This is a genomic window from Streptomyces sp. NBC_00876, assembly GCF_045207435.1.
In the GTDB taxonomy this organism is placed as follows: Bacteria; Actinomycetota; Actinomycetes; order Streptomycetales; family Streptomycetaceae; genus Streptomyces.
Genome location: NZ_CP108800.1, coordinates 8,026,336 through 8,044,053 on the forward strand (window position 1 = coordinate 8,026,336; position 17,718 = coordinate 8,044,053).

The window sequence follows — 17,718 nt, forward strand, 5'->3', positions numbered from 1 at the left end:
GCCGCGACCGGCCCGGTGGTGCGCGTCCCGGTCAGACCTGGTCCCAGTCGACGGCGGTATCCAGGTCGCTCTGGAATTCGGTGGGGAGTTGGGGCCAGTTGTCGGAGATCTGGGTGGGGCCGACGTCGACGGTGTCGGTGGTGATGTTGTAGCGGAGGTAGCGGTCGGCTTTGAAGAAGTAGGCGTTGCCGTCTCCCCAGTTGATGGTTGCGTCCAGATCGGTCTGGAATTCGGTGGGGAGTTGGGGCCAGTTGTCGGAGATCTGGGTGGGGCCGACGTCGACGGTGTCGGTGGTGATGTTGTAGCGGAGGTAGCGGTCGGCTTTGAAGAAGTAGGCGTTGCCGTCTCCCCAGTTGATGGTTGCGTCCAGGTCGCTCTGGAATTCGGTGGGGAGTTGGGGCCAGTTGTCGGAGATCTGGGTGGGGCCGACGTCGACGGTGTCGGTGGTGATGTTGTAGCGGAGGTAGCGGTCGGCTTTGAAGAAGTAGGCGTTGCCGTCTCCCCAGTTGATGGTTGCGTCCAGGTCGCTCTGGAATTCGGTGGGGAGTTGGGGCCAGTTGTCGGAGATCCGGGTGGGTCCGACGTCGACGGTGTCGGTGGTGATGTCGTAACGGAGGTAGCGGTCGCCCTTGAAGAAATAGGCAGCTCGGTCACTCATGACTCGCCCTTCAGCGTGCGGCGGCCGAATCCGGAGGGGAGGTTACCCGCTGAGCAGTGTCACTCACCCGATACTGCCAGTCGGACGGCAGCTTTCCGGTCGATGATTCCCTGTTTCCACGGTCTCACCCAAGCCTCTGCGGCGCACCTCGGACGGCCGCCTGCGCGACTGGAATTCAGCGCGGATGCTGTGCCGTTGCTGCTTCAACCGGTCTGCCCGGTGCATGAGGGCGGCCGGCACACGACTGCTCACTCGTCCTGGCGGCAGATGACGACCCCGGGGAGGGCGAAGGGTTGCCGTCCGGGCCGGTCGCGGCCGCCGGCCCCGCCCGGCGGCGCGCTGCTTCCGGTCGGCCGACGGTGGTGAAGTTCCGGCGACGGTGGTGAAGTTCCGGCGACGGTGGGAAGGCTGGGAGCATGCGTATCCTCCTAGCCCGGTACCTGCGGTCCGTCATGGACGCGGTGGTTGCCTTCGGTCACATCTGGGTCCACATACCGCCGGTCACCGAGCCGGGCGGCGTTCCCGTCGCGGGGCCACCGGCGGGCCACCCCGAACGGCTTTGCCCCGAAATCCCGCTCAGCGAGGCGGAGATGGCCTGGAGGAGGCAGCTGCTCGAGCCCTCCGGGGCTGATCCGCGTCCGCGTGAGAAGTGACGGTGAAGCAGAGGCAGTTCCCGTCATCGGCGAGGAGGGCATGCCAGAGTTTCGTACGCCGCGGGAGTCGGAGGGGCAGGGAGGGGAACCCTATGTCCTTGCAGAAGGGCGCCAACGTACCGGTGCCAAGTGCCACTGTCCGGGTCGAGTTGGGGTGGCGCGCAGGCCATGGAACTCCTGATGTGGACGGTTCGGCTCTGCTGCTGACATCGGCCGGCAAGGTGCGGTCCGACGACGACTTCGTGTTCTGCAACCAGCCGGTGCATCCCAGTGGTGCGGTGCGGCATGAGGGCAGACGCCAGGACGGCGCCGGCACGGTCGAGACGATCGGGGTGGCGCTCTCCGCGGTGGAGCAGGAGATCGGGACCGTGGTCGTCGCGGCTTCCGCCGACGGTACGTTCGGCCGGGTCTCCGGCCTGTACGTGCGTGTGCTGGACGCGCGGAGCGGTGTCGAGACAGCGCGGTTCGACGCCACGGACGCCACGACGGAGACGGCATTCGTGCTCGGTGAGCTGTACCGGCGCAACGGTGCATGGAAGTTCCGCGCGGTGGGCCAGGGATACGCCACCGGTCTGGCCGGACTGGCCACCGATTTCGGCATCACCGTCGACGAGCCCGCCGCGCCGGCGCCGGTGCACCGGGCGGCGCCCACGCCGGTGCGACCGCCCGCGCCCACGCCGGTGCGACTGTCGAAGATCACGTTGACGAAGGCGGCGCCAGCGGTGTCGCTGACCAAGCAGGGCGCGACCTCAGGCGGAATGCGGGTCAATCTCTCATGGAGCGCTGCCCAGCCGCCGCGCGGCTGGATGAACAAGGGGAAGGACGCCGTACGGCTGGAGGACATCGACCTGGACCTCTCCTGCCTGTGGGAGCTCCAGAACGGAGCGATGGGGATCGTTCACCCCATCAACAATCAGTTCGGCTCGTTCGACCAGGCGCCCTACATCCAGCTCGGCCAGGACGACCGGACCGGCTCGAGCGAGGCCGGCGAGAACCTCATGATCAATCTTGACCACACAGTCGAGATCAAGCGTCTCCTGGTGTTCGTGGTCATCTACTCCGGGGCGTCGAGCTTCGCGGGACTGCACGGGGTCGCCACGCTGTATCCGCCCGCGGGTCCGCCGATCGAGGTACTCCTGGACGAGTCCCAGGTGGCTGCGATCGCACTGATCGAGAACATCGGCGGCGAACTGATCGTCCGCCGAGAGGCGAAATACCTTGTGCTGCCACCCGGCGTCCTCAAGCAGCAGGCAGCGGACATCGAATACGGCTGGGGACTGACCTGGCGCGCAGCCGGTAAGGACTGACGAAGGGCGAGGTCTGCTGACCCGTGCGGGCCCTGCACAGGTCAGCAGAGCGGGATCCGGGGACCGGCCGCTTCAGGAGAGGCGGGCCGCCACCCGGACGGCCGCTGCCGACGGTCCGGGGGTGGTCCGGTGGTCCGGGGCGGCCGCGCAGGTGCGGCGGTGTGCTCAGTCGGGCAGGGGGATTCGGACGACGGGGTCGAAGGGGCGCTTGTCGAAGCCGGTACGCACATTCCGGCAGTCCGGCGCCTTGCACATGAAGAAGCCCTCGACGTTCTTCCGGCTGGTGTGCTGCTTCAGCCAGGTCTTCTCGGGGCCGGTGAGGGGGCGATGCTGTTCGTCGGAGTCGCAGGTGTAGCAGAACTTGTCACCGCGTGGCACGGCACCTCCTGAGACGGGCGGGCAGGCCGAAGGGAGACCCTATGGAGGCATGTCCGGTGACGTACAGCGCAATTCCGGCCGTCGTCCGTTGTCAGCCGACGGAGTTCATGAAACCCGGCATCCGGCGGCTGTTCTCCTCGGCAGGGCGGGTGGCAGCGAAACCTCAGGGCGCGAGGGCCGGCTTCACAGCCTCCCAGGCGAACCCGTCCGGGTCGGTGAAGGGCCCGGCGTCGCCGCCGATCAGGAGCCGGTGCGATCCGGTGCCGTCGGGAGTCACACCGGCGTCCTTGGCCAGGGCCCGGTGCCGGTACAGCGCCAGCTTCACGGGACTCGGCCCACTGGCGAACTCGACGTACATGCGGCTGACGCTCTTCGTCACGGTGAGGCCCTGCCCGGTGTAGAACCGCTTGCTCGCGGCCATGTCCGCGACCCCCAGGAGCAGCACCATCTCGTCGATCTGCCGGGTCGCCGGTCCGGTGTCCTTCTTCGCGGAGGTCGCGATCTTCCAGATCGTGCCGTCCGGAGCCCGCACCACACCGCCGTAACCCCAGAGCGACTTCGCCGCGGGCTTCAGCGGCGTGGCGCCGGCTTCGAGAGCGGCGCCGACGAGGGCATTGACGGTGGCGGGCTGGGAAACCGTGAGCGAGAGCGTGAAGCCACGGAAGCCGGTGGTGGGCGCGTCCGAGGCCCGCAGGCGAATCTGCGTGTCCAGACCGAAGGCGGTGGTGTAGAAGCTGTGGGCGGCTGCGGTGTCGGCCACCTCGAGGGTGACGGATTCGATGGAAGTCATGGTCTTCACGCTAATTGCGCCCCGGCGGCCTGCGCTTCTTGATTCCTGACCGGTCGTGTCACCTGTCCGGCCACGCGCGGCGGCGCCCCTACCCCAACGGTCGCTGTGAGGCCTCGGTAGGCGTGGGGCGGCATGCCGGCCAGCTCGGCGAACCGGGCACGGAAGATGCCCGGCGACGCGCAGCCGACCGCGCGGCAGACCTCGATGACGGAGAGGTCGCCACGGCGCAGCAACGCCGTCGCACGCTCGATGCGCCGCGCCGTCAGGTACGCGTACGGCGATATCCCGTACGCCGACCGGAACCGGCGGCTGAGCTGCCCGGCGGACATGTGCGCGTCGTGGGCGAGCGTCTCCACGTTCAGGGGCTGCGCGTACTCCCGGTCCATGCGGTCGCGCACTCGGCGCAACTCCGTGAGGCCGCTCAGGCGCTGCGCCGCGGCGCGCGCGGCGCCCCACGAGGGATGACACATGTGGGAACTCCTTTTGTCGGTGGCCGGCAGACCGGCAGGCCCAGCAGCACCCGGTGGCGCGAGCGGGGCCTGTGGCGGCCTCCGGTCCGGGGAACGACCTGCGGGAACGCCGCAGCCCCGGCGGTCGCCTCACCACGAGTCATTTCGCGATGAGGTGACCGCCGGGGAAGGGGGTGAGGACAGTGGCCGAGAGCGCCGGCCGCCCGGTCCTTCGCGGGTGGTCGCGATGTCGGCGGCCGTCGGGGCCGAGCCGATGCGCCCGGACGACTCAGCCGAGCTCCTGGATGACGACTCAGCCGAGCTCCTGGATACGGACCAGGTTGCCCGCAGGATCGCGGAACGCGCAGTCACGGATCCCGTACGGCTGCTCGGTCGGCTCCTGGACGACCTCGGCGTCGCCGGCCTGCACCTTCTCGAATGTGCCGTCGAGATCCCGGGTGGCCAGCAGGATCCAGCCATAGGTGCCCTTGGCCATCATTTCGGCGATGGTGCGGCGCTCGTCCTCGGTGATTCCGGGGTCTGCGAACGGCGGAGCCAGGAGGATCGAGGTGCTGGGCTGACCGGCGGGGCCGACCGTGATCCAGCGCATCTTGCCCTGTCCGACGTCATTGCGGACCTCGAAGCCGAGGATGTCGCGGTAGAAGGCCACGGAGGCGTCCGGGTCGTCATGGGGGAGGACGCTGGTGTGAATCGTGATGTCCATGAACATCATGCTAGGTCCGGCCCCGGGACCCGCGCTTCTCGAATCCTGACCGATCCGGCTGCCTGTGCTGCTACCGCTCGGCCTGTTCGGAGTGGTGGGCGAGGATCACCTCGTGCGCCCAGCCGCACATGGTCAGATGCTGCATCGTGGCCACGTCGAACCAACGGAACATGATCCCTTCGGTGACCGGCAGGGTCTCGGCGTCGCCGTTCCAGTGCCCGAGGTAGACCTGGATGTTTCCCTCCGTGACGTACGGGCCCGTCGCCTCGGCTCGTGAGTACGGCGCCAGATCGGAGATGACCAGCCCCGTCTCCTCCGAGATCTCCCGGGCGATGGCCTCGTCGAGCGTCTCGCTGCCTTCGCGCCCGCCGCCGACCAGGGACCACGTGCCCGGATCACAGATCGGTTTGTTCGCGTCCCGCAGATGCAGGAGATACCGGCCCTCGTCGTTCACGAGCAGGACGGCCGTGCTGCGGGCATCGGCGGCGCCGGGTGCGTGGGCGGACGAGTACAGGTCTTCGCCGGTCGGCCGGGCGGGCTTCTCGTGCGGTGGCAGAAAGGAGGTGAAGGCGGCGGGCGGGTGATCGACGGGGAGGTCGGGGCACCAGGCGGTGAGGATCTGGGCGCTGCACTCGAAGAGACCGTCAGGCAGTTGCCGTGTCGGATACCAGCGCCAGGAATCCACGCTTTCTCCGGGCTGCCCGGAGGGCTCCCCCTCCCACGCGGTCACGACTGCGGGCACGGTGATCCGCACGGTCCCGCCGACGTGGTCGAGCAGTGTGCCGAGCAGGACGACGTCATCGGGCCGGGCCCGGAGCCCCGTCTCCTCGTGCAGCTCGCGGACGACCGCCTCCTCCAGCGTCTCGCCCGGCTCCACGCTTCCGCCCGGCAGCTCCCAGGTGCCTGTTCGATGCCGCCCGAGCAGCAGTCCTCGCGGACCGTGGAGGATCGCTCCGACTCCGAGAGCCGCATGTGCCACCGGCGGCCGGGAAGTTCGTGGCCGGGCGGAGACTCGGGCACGACGGCGAACCCTGAACAGCCGGTACGACACCGGGCTGTTGGAGCCGTTGGGCGGGTCCAGGACGTCGACGCCCTCGACCAGGAATCCGTGTTCGACGAGCAGACCCTCCCAGAGCTCCTGCGTAAGTACCCACATCTGTACGGTGAGTTCGCCGCCGCCTGCCAAGGGGAGGATCTCGGGGCGGGAGGTCACCGACGCGGACGGGCCGTCGCCGAGGCTGTTGGTGTGCAGTGCGGTGAAAAACAGGGTCCCGTCCGGCTCGAGCGCCGAGGCGAGAGCCGGAAGCAGCCGGCGGGGGTCGATGTAGGGGACGCCGCCGATGGAGTAGATCACGTCGTACGGCTCCGCGCGCTCCAGGTGCTCGACGGCATCGCCCAGGAACAACTGCAGCCCGTCCAGTTTGCCGTACCGGTCGCGGGCACGCCGGTGCTGTCCCGCCGACGCGTCGACGGCATCCACCACAGCCCCGTGTTCGCGTACGAGATGCGCGGCGTGTCTCCCGATGCCGGAGCCGAGATCCAGCACCCGCTTTCCGGTGAGATCGCCCAGTACCTCGATGCCCGGGGCCGCGTCCCTGACCCCCCAGTCGATGCGTTCCACTTCGGGGACGGGAGTCTGCCGGCCGATGTGGTGGGCACCGTACAGCTGCCATGCCGTGGTGTTCGTCTGCTCCGGATCCATGCTTGGCTCCATGGGGTCGCTCGGTGGGTTCATGGTCGTGGTCCCGGGCGGTGCGGGGTGCCCGGCGAGCGGCGCCGGGCAGGGGACCTGGCCGGCACGGTGACTCCCTCGGCAAGCGGGGTCATGAGCGTTCCGGGACGGGGGGCGCACTGGGATGCGGGACGGTGGGCCGGGGCTCGGCCGCGTACTGGGCCGCCTGCGTCGCGAACATGGCCGCGTAGCGCCCCTGGCCGGCCATGAGTTCGTCGTGACTGCCGTGCTCGGTGAGGCGGCCCCGACCGAGGACGTAGATGGCGTCGGCGTGGCGGACGCCGGACATGCGGTGGGTGACCAGTACGACGGCCCGGTGCGGCCCCGCGAGCCGGCGGATGGCGTCGAACGCGGCGATCTCCGCTTCGGGGTCGAGGGCCGAGGTGGGCTCGTCGACGATGAGCACGCTGTCCGCCTGGCAGGTCTCCGTGCGCCAGTGGGTGCGGGCCAGACCGATCTTCTGCCATTCACCACCAGAGAGTTCGGACGCGCCGCGGAACATGCGGGCCAGCAGACTCTGCAACCCGTGCGGGAGTTTCTCGACCACGGGGGTCGCACCGGCGTAGTCGACGGAGGGCTGGAGCTGTTCGTGCGAGGCGTGCAGGCCGGGGCGGCCGATACGGATGTTGAGCGCTGCGGTCACCGGCCAGCGCTGGAAGTCCTGGGTCAGCAGGGACACACGGTCGAACACCTGTGAGCGGTTGAGGCCGGAGAGTTCTTCCGTGCCCCAGCGCACCGTGCCGGTCTGCGGGAGCAGCAGGCCGGCGAGGATCTTCATCAGGGTGCTCTTGCCCGATCCGTTCTCACCCACGACCGCGGTCACCGAGCCCATGGGCAGGGCAATCGAAACGCCGTCCAGCGCCGGATCGTCGCGGTCCGGGTAGCGGTAGGTGACGTCGTCGAGGACCACCTGGCCCACCCGCTCCGGCAGGGGCCGCCCGCCGTCGGGGATGGCGCGCTGCGCGGCCTTCACCAGGAACCGGTCGTGGTCCTGCACGTAGAGGCTCTCCTCGTGCAACTGGTTCACGTTCATGACCAGGGCGCCCAGACTCGCCGATCCGGCCCGCACGGCGATCACCGCGGTGCCTGCCACGGCCAGACTCATGTGACCGGCCACGATCAGCCAGAGCATCACCCCGTACGTCCCGGCCATCGCCAGACCGGACAGCGCGGCCGCCACCAGCTCGGTCAGCGCCTTCCCGTTCGCGAGCCGCTTCTGCTCGGCCTCGGCGCTCTCGGCCATGGCACGGTACTTCTCGAGCAGGAACGTACCGACACCGTGGATCCGCACCTCCTGGGCCGCACTGCGCTCGGTCAGCAGATTCCCGATCAGACGGCCGGCACGAACGTGCTCGACCCACGTCATCACCGACACGTACCGCTCCTGCGCCACCCGCATCGCCCCCCAGCCCCGAGGCGTCGCGATCAGCAGCAGCATCGGAAGCAGAGCCGGGTGCAGAACCGTCAGGATGCTCGCTGTGGCGACCAGGGAGATCGTGCCGTTCAACGCCGCCACACACGCACTGATCATCCGCCGGGCGGACGCGGCCCCGAACTGGGCCACGTCGATCAGATGGCGGAACTCCGGGTCCTCGATCGCCTCCAGCTCGACCACGGTGGCCGCAGCCAGATACTCCGTCGTCGCGATCCTTTCGACCAGCGGCTCCAGCCGGCCGGCGCGCGAGGTGGACAGGCCGGCAAAGCCGGCGTTCACCACGGCGACCACCGCGCCGACGACGAGCGCGGGCAGTGCGGAGTGCAGCCGGTCGACGGTGTCCCCGCTGCCGAGCAGCGCATGCATCACGGAGTTGACGGCCAGCAGTCCCACAGCTGCCGCGATGCCCTGGCCGACCTCGCTGACACCGACGACCAGGAGCGCCGGGCGGTCGGCCGCCCACGCCCGCCGCAGCGTACTGCCCACCAGCCGGGGCATGGCCCGGATCGCCGAGAGCATCGTCAGGTCCAGTCCGGCGCGCTCGTGCTCTGCGAAGCCCATGTCGTAGCGCAACGGGCCGCCGAACAGCTCCTGTTCGGCGGCGGAGACCGCCGGTTCGGCCATACGGACACGGCCCAGGAACCTCCTCACTCGCTGCCTCCCAGGGCGGTGCTCCCCGTGCGCGGCACCAGGTGCGACGGGCCTTGGGTCACCGAGCGGCCCGCGGCCGCGCCGCACCTTCCGGGCGTGGCTGCCGGCGCGGAAGATTCGAACGCAGGATGAAGGGCGGTGGAGCAGGGCGAGCGATGCATGACGACTCCCGCGCGTCGGTGAAGCGGACAGGTGCTCGGACAACGGGGGTGCGTGAGGCGGAGTAACGGGTCCGGAGCGTCGAAATCCCGTACGTGAGTTCCAAGTTCGGGACATCCCCTGTGCTGCGGGTCCACAGAGCGTGATGCTGCGTTCGAATCACTCGTGCGGGGTCCTCTCGCTCGATCGGGGGATTGCGTTGCGCAAGCGAAGCCCGTGTTTCGTGGATCCACAAGGGCGGGCTCCGGCCATTGCGGCACGAAGATCCTGCCCGTCGGTGACGCCGTGCGAATCCCCGCTGCCCGGACTGCTCCCGCGACATCCGTCCGGGGCGTGGCCGTCCGGCGTGCGGGCTGCTTCAGCCGGTGCGGCTGTGGTGCGTGCGGCGCGGGGCGGACGCGAGCAGCGGCAGTACGGCGTGCAGGTGCAGCGGCGCGGTGAACACCCGGCCGTCGTCGTTGCCGCGCCGGACCCAGTACGGGGCCCGGTCGGGGCCGGCGCTCAGGGGCGGCACGGACAGAGTTCCTGCTTCGAAGTGGTTCACCGGCCAGGGCCAGCGGACGCCGTACCCGGAGCGGGGCGGCAGGATCAGTACCCAATCGTCGCCGTGGGCGATCGCGGCGCCCACCGGGTGGGGGCGGATGTGTGCGCAGAGGCGGAGGATCTGCCGGGCGGCCTGCTCGGGAAGGCGGACGGTGTCGAAGTCCTGGCCGATCGCCACGTCGAACGGAACCGTGGCCCGCTTCGAGTGCGGGAAGAGATCGCCGATCGTGGGTACCGGCGCGTTCATCCCGCGCTCACAGGTGAAGGATTCGCGAACGTGAAGAGAGGTGGTGCTAAGTGAAGAGACATATCTTTCCTCCTTGTGCCATATCGGGTGGCGCGGGGCGGTCGCCTCCCGACGGATGATCTGCCGGCTCCCCGAACTCCACGCAACAGAAGCTATGTTGAGAGAGACGCGAAAGACCGTCGGCGGGTGGCCCGCACCGGCGGGAATTCCGTCAAACGCGTCAAAGATCGTTTCGAAGCCGGGGGGCATCCATGGGTCGCATACGCAATGAACGTCTGGCCGCTCGTATCGCGGAGACGGGATGGTCGCAGCCGAGAACAGCCGCCGCTGTCCTCCGCGTGGCGCAGGAGAGCGGAGCCGCCGAGCTCTACGGGATCAGCCGGTCCCACATCGCCATGTGGATTCAGGGGACCCGCCCCAGTGGCCGGGCGCCCCGCATCCTCTGCGAGACACTGACGCGCAGGCTCGGCCGGCCCATCACCCTGGCGGACATCGGACTGGAATCCGAACCGGCCCGGCCCGCGGCTGACGGCTCCGACTGGGGTACCGACACGCTGACCATGCTGGCGGCGCTGGGACGGGACGACCTCGACAGGGTGCACCGGCGCCAGATCCTGGCAACCTCCGCCTACTCGGTGGCCGGTCTCACCATCCCCGGAGCGGCATGGTGGCAGAAGGCCGGGGCCACGGCCGGGAAACGGCCCGCGAACTCGACAGGGACAGCCACCGCTGCCGACGTCGAAGACATCCGCCAGACCACTGCCTTCTTCTCCGCGCGGGACCAGCAGCGCGGAGGCGGAGCGGGCCGCTCCGCACTCGCGGCACATCTGACGATGGAGGCTGCCCAGCACCTGACGGGACGCTTCGCCGGCGATCAGGTCCGTCGCGACCTGTACACCGCGGTCTCCGAGATGGCCTACCTGGCCGGCTGGATGGGATTCGACGCCTCCGAACACCGCACCGCACAGCGCTACTTCATCCTTGCGGTGAAGCTCGCGGCCGAAGCGGGCGACGGCCCGCTGGCCGGGCACATCCTGCGCGCCATGGCCCATCAGGCCGTCGACCTCGGCCACCCCCGCCAGGCTCTGGACCTGGCCGCCGCGTCCATGGAATCCACTCGGTACGGGCGGGCGAGCCGGCGGGAGAAGGCGTTGCTGTCCATCGTCCACGCCCGCGCTCTGGCCGTCTCCGGTGACCGCACCGGCGCACTCGCCGCGATCGGCCGAGCCGAACGCGACCTGGGCCGCGACACCGGGGACGCGCCGAGCCGGGTCGGCTTCTTCGCCGAGGCGTCTTTGGCGCACGAGACCGCCTGCGCCCTGCGCGATCTCGGCAACCCCAGGGACGCCGAGATCCACTTCCGGCGCAGCGTCGCCACGCGCCGCCACCGTCTCCACGCCCGCACGCACAGCGTGACGCTCGGCTACCTCGGCGCCGTTCAGCTCCGGCAGGGACATCTCGACGAGGCCTGTGCCACCTGGAACCACGCCCTCGACGCGATGTCCGGGATTCATTCCGGCCGGGCCCGGGACGTCATCGTCCGTATGCGCGCAGACCTCTCGCCCCTCCGGAACCGCGGCGGACGGCATGTGGTGGAACTGGACCGCCGGGCGCGCGAAGCACTGCACACCCTAAGGGCTGTCCCGTGATCCCCGGCGGGCGCACGACGACAGCTACGGCACCTCGCCGCGTTGTCGGAACGCCCGAATACATCCAGTACGCGGACGTCCCTCCGCCTTGCGATGCACCGCATCTGACGCCGCGCGCTGATCCGCCGGGGATGGGACAGCCCTTAGGCTGACGGTCCAGCGTCAGGGCGTGGCGCCGGTAAACGGGACGCTGCACCAGGCGCCCTGGCAAGGAGGGGAGCAACCGTGTCCACGTATGAGGTCAGCTCGATCGCGACCGTGGTCGGGGGGCACACCAGTGTCCTGGACGACCATCAGGGCGGGGTCCGGTCGATCATCCGCCTCCACGAGGAGTATCCGCTCGAAACCCTCCAGGGAATCGAGGAGTTCAGCCACCTGACCGTGACCTGGCGCTTCCACCTGGCACGCCCCGAGGACGTACAGCTCCACGCCCGGAGCCCGCGGGGCGACGCACGGTGGCCGGCGACAGGCACCTTCGTCCACCGCAATCACCGCAGGCCGAACCAGCTCGCGATCAGCTGTCCGCGCCTGCTCGGGGTGGACGGCCGGGACCTCCTGGTCACCGACCTCGACGCCGTCGAGGGCAGCCCCGTGATCGACCTGGCTCCGTACTTCGAGCAGATGGGGCCGCGAGGACCGGTACGGCAGCCCGCCTGGCCCGGCGAGATGCTCGACCCGTCCTACTGGTCGGACGCCCGCGACCGCCCGGCGGGCGGCGAAGCGCCGTAGGCCTGTCGGCCGTGCGCCCGCCGGCCGGCCCACCAAGGGCGCGGGCAGCGGCCGTTCGTACGGGCGGACTGCCCGAAGAGGCAGCGCCGGGTGCCCCGGGCCGGTCGGGGGCGGGCTGGACGGGGCAGGGAATCTGCCGTGAAGGTGGAGAACCGTAGGAAGACGGGCCACTGCGCCCTTCGCGGTTCGGGCCCGCGACGGTGCGGTCAGGGGAGAAGACGATGAACGCACAGGACCACGACCACGACCATGAGCACGAGCAGGACCCCGAGCGGGACCGCCACACCCTGTCGCGGGAGAGCGAGTACGGGCACGAGCGTCTTCAGGGGGCTCACCTGCACGGCGATGCCCCCACGACGCAGCGGGCGACGGACGGCCGGGACGCAGGAGCGGACGCACACCACGTCTTCCGCGCGGCGGCCACCGGCCGGGCGCACGTGGTCGGCGCGTCCGGCATGGGTGTGCTCCAGCGGACCGTCGGCAACGCCGCGCTCGGCCCCGTGATCCAGCGTGCCAGGGCCGGTGCGTCCGAACAGGCCGAGGAGGAGCCGCGTTCACCCGTGCACGACGTCGTCTCGTCCGGCGGCGGTGCGCCGCTGGACGCCGATACCCGTGCGGACCTCGAGGGCCGGATGGGGGCGGACTTCTCCGACGTACGCGTCCACAACGACTCCGCCGCGCACGAGTCCGCGAAGGGTGTCGGCGCACATGCCTACACCGTGGGCAACAACGTGGTCTTCCAGCGCGACGCGTACGACCCGTCGTCACCGCAGGGCCGCACCACCCTGGCCCATGAGCTGACCCATGTGATGCAGCAGCGCAGCGGTCCGGTGGAGGGAACGGAGGCGCCCGGAGGCATCCGGGTCAGCGATCCCTCCGACCGCTACGAGAGGGAGGCCGTGGCGAACGCGGACCGGGTCCTGGCGGATCCGGCTCCGGCGCAGGCCCCGACCGCCGCCCCGTCCCCGTCGCCCTCGACCCCCGCCGTACAGCGGGCGGCCACGGAGGACGAGGACGAACAGCCGGCGGACGTCCAGGGCTCGTTCGTCCAACGGGCCGAGGAGAAGGGCGCGGAGGAGGAGGAAGAGGCCCCGCCGGCCTGACGGACCTTTCTGGACCGAGCCGGCCGGGTCCCCGGCAGGCGAGGTCAGCCCGCCGGTGATTCCGTGCGCATCGTGCCGCCCAGGAACAGCGACTCCGAGCATCGCGAAGGCGTGCGGGCGCCCACCGGCTTCCCCACCTTCCGGCAGTCGATGGTCATGGTGACCTTGCCGCCCGCCGGCACCAGGATCGGCGTCACGAAGTGGTAGTCGGAGTCACGGAAGTTCTCCAGCCCGAGGCTCAGCACACGGGTCTGCTGACCGGCGGAGATCACGACGGTACCGGCGTCCCCCTGCGGGTTCTGCACGACGATGTCGGTCAGCTGGAACGTGTGACCGTCCGGTACCTGAAGGGCCGATCCCGAATTCGTACCGCCGCCCACCGAGTCCCTGACCCGGACCTGGGCACTCGTCGGGGTCGCTGCCGCACCGTCCTGCGTGGCGGAGGGGTTCGGCGTGGGAGTGGGCTTCGAAGTGCCGCCGCCCGAGCCCGTCCCGGCCGAATCACCGGTCCCGCCGTCCGCGCCGGTCCCCGCCGCGTCACCCTGATCCGGTGCCTTGCTCTTGTCGGCCGCGGCGGCGGAACGTACCGCCTCGGGGGTGACCGCCTCCCGCGCCGCCGATTTCACGGCCGGACGCAGCACCGCGTACCAGAGTCCGACCAGAGCGATCAGCAGGACGGCCGCCGTGATGAGCGCACGGGGCAGCCAGCGTGGAAGGAGGGGCTCCTGCTGGTAGGAGCCGTCCACGAGGACCGGTTCCACCGGCTCCTGGCCCTCGGCCACCTGCGTGGCGGCGAACACCTGGAAGGGATGCGTGAGCGGAGTGCCGCGCCACATACGCTTGGCCGGGCGGACGCGCAGCTTTCCGAACTCCGCCTGACCCGGAGCTACTTGGAGCTCGGTGACGGCGAAGGACACGCGTGCGAGTTCGGTGCCGGGCTGGGCGCCGAGCCGTACGGTCACCGGTGTGTTGCCCCGGTTGTCGACCGCGAGCTGGTGCTGTCCGCGCCGCGAACCGTGTGAGCTGCGCGGGACCAGCTCGGCAGTCGTCGCGGTGAACGGCAGTACGGTCACCCGGCCTTCCGGAACCACCGCCTCGCCCTGCTCGCTGGTGGGCACCACCCGGATGCCGAACGGCGTCTCGCCCGCGGGCACCGTCGAATCGCGGGGCGGCCGGAGCATGAGCGATACGGTTGCGGAGTCACCCGGGTAGAGGGACAGCACCGCCGGCTCAACGGCCGACCAGGCGGCGCACGCACCGACCACCTCGAAGCGGTACTCCTCGACGGTCTGGCCGGAGTTGCGGACCTGAAGGGGGACAGCCGTCTCCTCGCCCGGTGCGGCGCTGACGGACGATGCATCGAGACTTGCCGTAAGACTCATACGGCGGACCGTAAGGTCGCCAGAGACATCGGACATCGGCCGCGAAGGAACACTTTCGGGCAGATTCAATGCCCCTGTCAGACAGATTTGTTTCCCCGTCAGTAGACAGGGGCATCTTCCGTCCGCCTCATATCGATTGAGGCGAACGAACACAGCTGCGAGGCATGTGTTTCTCAGTGGCCTTCCAGCTGTTGCCCAAGGGGGAGCATTGGCATGGAGCGCACCACGGTTGCATTACGGGCCCAGGATCCGATCTCACAGGCGGGTGTGGCCAGCCAGTTGAGGGCCCGGCCCGAAGTCACCGTCATGGAATGGGGCGAGGGCGAGGGGGAGTCCGCACCCGAAGTCGTCGTCATGGTCGTGGACACGGTCGACGAGGACGTACTGAGGACGCTGCGTCACATCCAGCGCACCAGTGACTCCCGCACCGTGCTCGTCACCACGGACATCGATGAGCAGAAGCTGGTGAGCGCGGCGGAGTGCGGGGTCGTCGGCGTGATCAGGCGGGCGGAGTCGACGCCCGAACACCTGGTGCGCGTCATCGAGACGGTGGCGCGGGGCGAGGGCCACCTGCCGTCCGACCTGCTCGGCAGACTCCTCGCCGAGGTGGGCCGGCTCCAGGGGCAGGTACTCGGACCGCGCGGGCTGCACTTCACCGGTCTGGCGGCCCGTGAGGTGGACGTGCTGCGGCTGGTGGCCGAGGGGTACGACACCGCGGACATCGCCACGAAACTGGCGTACTCCGAACGCACGATCAAGAACGTGCTGCACTCGGTGATGACCCGGCTGCAACTGCGCAACAGGTCCCACGCGGTGGCGTACGCGATGCGCCAGGGCCTGATCTGATCCCTCGCCCGGACCTCTCACCGCTCTCACCCCGACGTCTCACTCCATTGGCCCGGACCGCTGGGAATTGCCCCAAAGGGCAGCGATGGCTTCCCGCGGAAGTGGCTGACCTCCCGCTGCGCGATGTCCGTGTCTGCGGGACCGTGTGGGCGCTGTTCTTCGGTGGGAGGTCCGGGTGCGGGGGAGAGATTCTGTGCGGTGGAACCAGCCGGCGAAACGGCCACGTGGTTTCACCGGCGCGCGCCGCTCGGTGGCGCTCGCGCTGTTGCTGCTGGCCGCCGGCCTCACCCCCGCCTCGGGCGGTCCGGGTGTGGCCGCGGCCATGCCCGTCCCTGACCCCTGGGTCACTCCGGCGATCCTGCACGAGTCCGTCGACCCGGGGGGCTCGACGGGGGTGGACAAACAGGTACGCACACCTGCCATCCCGCCGAAGCCGGAAGTCATCCTGCTGGTGGACGGCACGAAGAGCATGGCCGGGCCCATCAAGAGCGTGCAGCAGAACCTCCCCGCCATCACCACCAAGATCCTGGCCGAGCAGCCCGACTCGCGATTCGCCGTCGCCACGTTCGGCGACCAGGAAGGCGACGTCGATGCCGGATTCCAGGTGCTGCAGGAGCTGACCGATGACGTCGACAAGGTGCAGACCGGCGTCAACGGTCTGAAGACGGTACTGGGAGGGGCGAGCCGCGGCCCCTCCGAGGACTGGATCAACGGGCTGTGGCAGATAGCCAATGGGGCCGGTGGCAAGACGGTCTTCCGCGAGGGGGCCAACCCGGTCATCGTGCTGGTCGGAGACGCCTCCAGCCACGCGCCCAGCAACGGCCACACCATCGACGACACGATCTTCGACCTTCAGGACAAGGGCGTCCGGGTCATCGGTGTGGACGTGGACAGCACGATCGGCGACGGCCTGAACGGCAACGGCGACGCACACGACCCGACCAACCCGAAGTACGTCGAAAACCCGCCCACCACTCCGGGACAGGCCACACGCATCATCGAGGCGACGCAGGGAAGGCTGCTGGAGGGCATCCAGGGTGACGAGGTCGCCCAGGCCATCATCGACGGCTTCGACAACCTCCCCACATCCGTCAGCTATCAACTCGACGCCTGCGATCCCCACCTCACGGTCGCCCTCGACCCTCCCACCCAGCAGCTGACCAGTGGCGGGACCGCACACTTCGCGGAGACCGTGGATGTATCGGCCGATGCCCCCCAAGGCACCACACTCACCTGCACCGTGCAGTTCCTGCTCGGACCGCAGATCCCGGGAACGGACACCGTGGGCCCCTCCGCCCTGCCGGATCCCGATTTCGAGCAGAAGATCATCATCGACGTGAACGACGTCGATGCCCCGGTCGTCACCGTGGACGACCGCATCGCCAGAGCGGACGACGAGGACGGAACGCGCATCGGATACACCGCCACGGCAACGGACGCCCAGGACGGCGCCCTCCCTGTGACCTGCACCCCGGAGTCCGGCTCGCTCTTCCCCGTCGGGACGACCACGGTCACCTGCTCGGCAACCGACGCGGCGGGCAACTCCGGTACGGACACCGCCCAGTTCGAGGTCCTCGCACCGGTGCCGCCGTCGCCGCCCCCGCCCCCGGCGACAGACGTCGCGGTGAAGACCGATGTCAGCCCCGACCGCACCTACGTCGGCCGCCCGGCCCGCGCCCGTTTCACCGTCACCAACGCCGGACCGGACACCGCGACCGGAGTCGTCATCGGCGCCACCTGGCCGACGCCGTCCCGGTCGAAGGACCGCAGCCTGCCGGCGCTCACCCGTTGCACAGCGGCCGAACCGTGCACCATCCCCGCGGGCGGACGGATCGAGGTGACGCAGAACGCGACATATCGTGAGGCGATCTCCGGGGACGTCCGGGCCAAGGTGCGCGGCACCGTTTCGGACCTTCGCCCGGCCAACAACCAGGACACCGACCGGCTGCGCGTACTCAAACCCTCCCTCACCGTCACCCCGAAGGTCGCCAAACCGGGCCAGCCCGTCCTGGCCCGCGGCAAGGACTATCCGCCCGGCGAGCGAGTCACCCTCACATGGAACATCGGGATCACGGCCGACCGCTCGGGCGTGAAGGTGGGCCGAGACGGCACGTTCGAGGTCCAGATGCTGGTCCTGCGCAAGGACACCCTCGGCCCCCGCATCCTGCGGGCGACCGCCCCACGTCTTCCCCGGCTCCAGAAGCCGGTCCTGGTCGTCCAACGCAACCTCCAGCCACCGGACTTCAAGGGACGGACGTGACGGTGCCGGACGAGGAACCGTCA

General features: G+C 69.8%; 16 protein-coding genes. 7 read left to right on the plus strand and 9 right to left on the minus strand.

All coding sequences use genetic code 11. From position 1 onward, the window contains the following. Positions 1-31 precede the first annotated feature (31 nt). A complete protein-coding gene (locus OG782_RS34995) occupies positions 32-658 on the minus strand; it encodes a hemopexin repeat-containing protein (protein ID WP_406458017.1) in 627 nt (208 codons plus the stop codon). Positions 659-1,074: 416 nt separating this feature from the next. Between OG782_RS34995 and OG782_RS35000 the strand changes: the two genes are divergently transcribed. Both OG782_RS35000 and OG782_RS35005 read left to right on the plus strand, forming a co-directional pair. Next, positions 1,075-1,311: a DUF6059 family protein gene (locus tag OG782_RS35000; RefSeq protein WP_406458019.1), complete on the plus strand. Its 237-nt coding sequence runs from the start codon at positions 1,075-1,077 to the stop codon at positions 1,309-1,311. A 92-nt stretch (positions 1,312-1,403) separates the two neighbouring features. Then, positions 1,404-2,618, plus strand: a complete 1,215-nt coding sequence (locus OG782_RS35005; protein WP_406458021.1) for a TerD family protein — start codon at positions 1,404-1,406, stop codon at positions 2,616-2,618. A 165-nt stretch (positions 2,619-2,783) separates the two neighbouring features. On the opposite strand, the gene OG782_RS35010 is transcribed toward OG782_RS35005, so the two are convergent. The 7 genes from OG782_RS35010 to OG782_RS35040 form a co-directional block, all read right to left on the minus strand. Further along, positions 2,784-2,996, minus strand: coding sequence for a hypothetical protein (locus OG782_RS35010; protein ID WP_406458023.1), 213 nt, complete (start codon positions 2,994-2,996; stop codon positions 2,784-2,786). 163 nt (positions 2,997-3,159) lie between these two features. Then, entirely contained in the window at positions 3,160-3,786 is a 627-nt protein-coding gene (locus tag OG782_RS35015) for a glyoxalase (RefSeq protein ID WP_406458025.1), read from the minus strand. Between the two features lie 5 nt (positions 3,787-3,791). Beyond that, on the minus strand, positions 3,792-4,256 hold the full coding sequence (locus tag OG782_RS35020) for a helix-turn-helix transcriptional regulator (RefSeq protein WP_406458027.1): 465 nt from the start codon (positions 4,254-4,256) through the stop codon (positions 3,792-3,794). A 292-nt stretch (positions 4,257-4,548) separates the two neighbouring features. Continuing rightward, positions 4,549-4,959, minus strand: coding sequence for a VOC family protein (locus OG782_RS35025; RefSeq protein ID WP_406458029.1), 411 nt, complete (start codon positions 4,957-4,959; stop codon positions 4,549-4,551). A gap of 70 nt (positions 4,960-5,029) precedes the next feature. Beyond that, positions 5,030-6,661 carry an NUDIX domain-containing protein gene (locus OG782_RS35030; RefSeq protein WP_406458031.1) on the minus strand — a complete coding sequence of 544 codons (1,632 nt, stop codon included), beginning with the start codon at positions 6,659-6,661 and terminating at the stop codon, positions 5,030-5,032. Positions 6,662-6,782: 121 nt separating this feature from the next. Beyond that, entirely contained in the window at positions 6,783-8,750 is a 1,968-nt protein-coding gene (locus OG782_RS35035) for an ATP-binding cassette domain-containing protein (RefSeq protein WP_406458033.1), read from the minus strand. Between the two features lie 544 nt (positions 8,751-9,294). After that, the gene (locus OG782_RS35040; RefSeq protein ID WP_406458035.1) at positions 9,295-9,726 is read right to left on the minus strand and encodes a hypothetical protein; all 432 of its coding nucleotides are present in this window, start codon (positions 9,724-9,726) and stop codon (positions 9,295-9,297) included. A 251-nt stretch (positions 9,727-9,977) separates the two neighbouring features. Between OG782_RS35040 and OG782_RS35045 the strand changes: the two genes are divergently transcribed. From OG782_RS35045 to OG782_RS35055, 3 genes are all read left to right on the plus strand, one after another. Continuing rightward, a complete protein-coding gene (locus tag OG782_RS35045; protein ID WP_406458037.1) occupies positions 9,978-11,375 on the plus strand; it encodes a Tat pathway signal protein in 1,398 nt (465 codons plus the stop codon). A 225-nt stretch (positions 11,376-11,600) separates the two neighbouring features. After that, positions 11,601-12,104 carry a TrmO family methyltransferase gene (locus tag OG782_RS35050; RefSeq protein WP_406458039.1) on the plus strand — a complete coding sequence of 168 codons (504 nt, stop codon included), beginning with the start codon at positions 11,601-11,603 and terminating at the stop codon, positions 12,102-12,104. Between the two features lie 221 nt (positions 12,105-12,325). Continuing rightward, complete coding sequence (locus OG782_RS35055) at positions 12,326-13,207, plus strand: DUF4157 domain-containing protein (protein ID WP_406458041.1); 882 nt, start codon at positions 12,326-12,328, stop codon at positions 13,205-13,207. A 44-nt stretch (positions 13,208-13,251) separates the two neighbouring features. On the opposite strand, the gene OG782_RS35060 is transcribed toward OG782_RS35055, so the two are convergent. After that, a complete protein-coding gene (locus tag OG782_RS35060) occupies positions 13,252-14,589 on the minus strand; it encodes a hypothetical protein (RefSeq protein ID WP_406458043.1) in 1,338 nt (445 codons plus the stop codon). Positions 14,590-14,802: 213 nt separating this feature from the next. On the opposite strand from OG782_RS35060, the gene OG782_RS35065 reads away from it, so the two are divergent. After that, positions 14,803-15,435, plus strand: coding sequence for a response regulator transcription factor (locus tag OG782_RS35065; RefSeq protein WP_406458045.1), 633 nt, complete (start codon positions 14,803-14,805; stop codon positions 15,433-15,435). Between the two features lie 193 nt (positions 15,436-15,628). Further along, a complete protein-coding gene (locus OG782_RS35070) occupies positions 15,629-17,695 on the plus strand; it encodes an HYR domain-containing protein (protein WP_406458047.1) in 2,067 nt (688 codons plus the stop codon). Positions 17,696-17,718: the final 23 nt, after the last annotated feature.

Excerpts from the sequence above, each read along its gene's own strand:
- OG782_RS35020 (WP_406458027.1), bottom strand. The coding sequence starts at position 4,256 with ATGTGTCATCCCTCGTGGGGCGCCGCGCGCGCCGCGGCGCAGCGCCTG.
- OG782_RS35015 (WP_406458025.1), bottom strand. The coding sequence starts at position 3,786 with ATGACTTCCATCGAATCCGTCACCCTCGAGGTGGCCGACACCGCAGCC.
- OG782_RS35035 (WP_406458033.1), bottom strand. The coding sequence starts at position 8,750 with ATGGCCGAACCGGCGGTCTCCGCCGCCGAACAGGAGCTGTTCGGCGGC.
- OG782_RS35005 (WP_406458021.1), top strand. The coding sequence starts at position 1,404 with ATGTCCTTGCAGAAGGGCGCCAACGTACCGGTGCCAAGTGCCACTGTC.
- OG782_RS34995 (WP_406458017.1), bottom strand. The coding sequence starts at position 658 with ATGAGTGACCGAGCTGCCTATTTCTTCAAGGGCGACCGCTACCTCCGT.
- OG782_RS35025 (WP_406458029.1), bottom strand. The coding sequence starts at position 4,959 with ATGGACATCACGATTCACACCAGCGTCCTCCCCCATGACGACCCGGAC.
- OG782_RS35060 (WP_406458043.1), bottom strand. The coding sequence starts at position 14,589 with ATGAGTCTTACGGCAAGTCTCGATGCATCGTCCGTCAGCGCCGCACCG.
- OG782_RS35040 (WP_406458035.1), bottom strand. The coding sequence starts at position 9,726 with ATGAACGCGCCGGTACCCACGATCGGCGATCTCTTCCCGCACTCGAAG.
- OG782_RS35065 (WP_406458045.1), top strand. The coding sequence starts at position 14,803 with ATGGAGCGCACCACGGTTGCATTACGGGCCCAGGATCCGATCTCACAG.
- OG782_RS35000 (WP_406458019.1), top strand. The coding sequence starts at position 1,075 with ATGCGTATCCTCCTAGCCCGGTACCTGCGGTCCGTCATGGACGCGGTG.
- OG782_RS35045 (WP_406458037.1), top strand. The coding sequence starts at position 9,978 with ATGGGTCGCATACGCAATGAACGTCTGGCCGCTCGTATCGCGGAGACG.
- OG782_RS35030 (WP_406458031.1), bottom strand. The coding sequence starts at position 6,661 with ATGGATCCGGAGCAGACGAACACCACGGCATGGCAGCTGTACGGTGCC.
- OG782_RS35055 (WP_406458041.1), top strand. The coding sequence starts at position 12,326 with ATGAACGCACAGGACCACGACCACGACCATGAGCACGAGCAGGACCCC.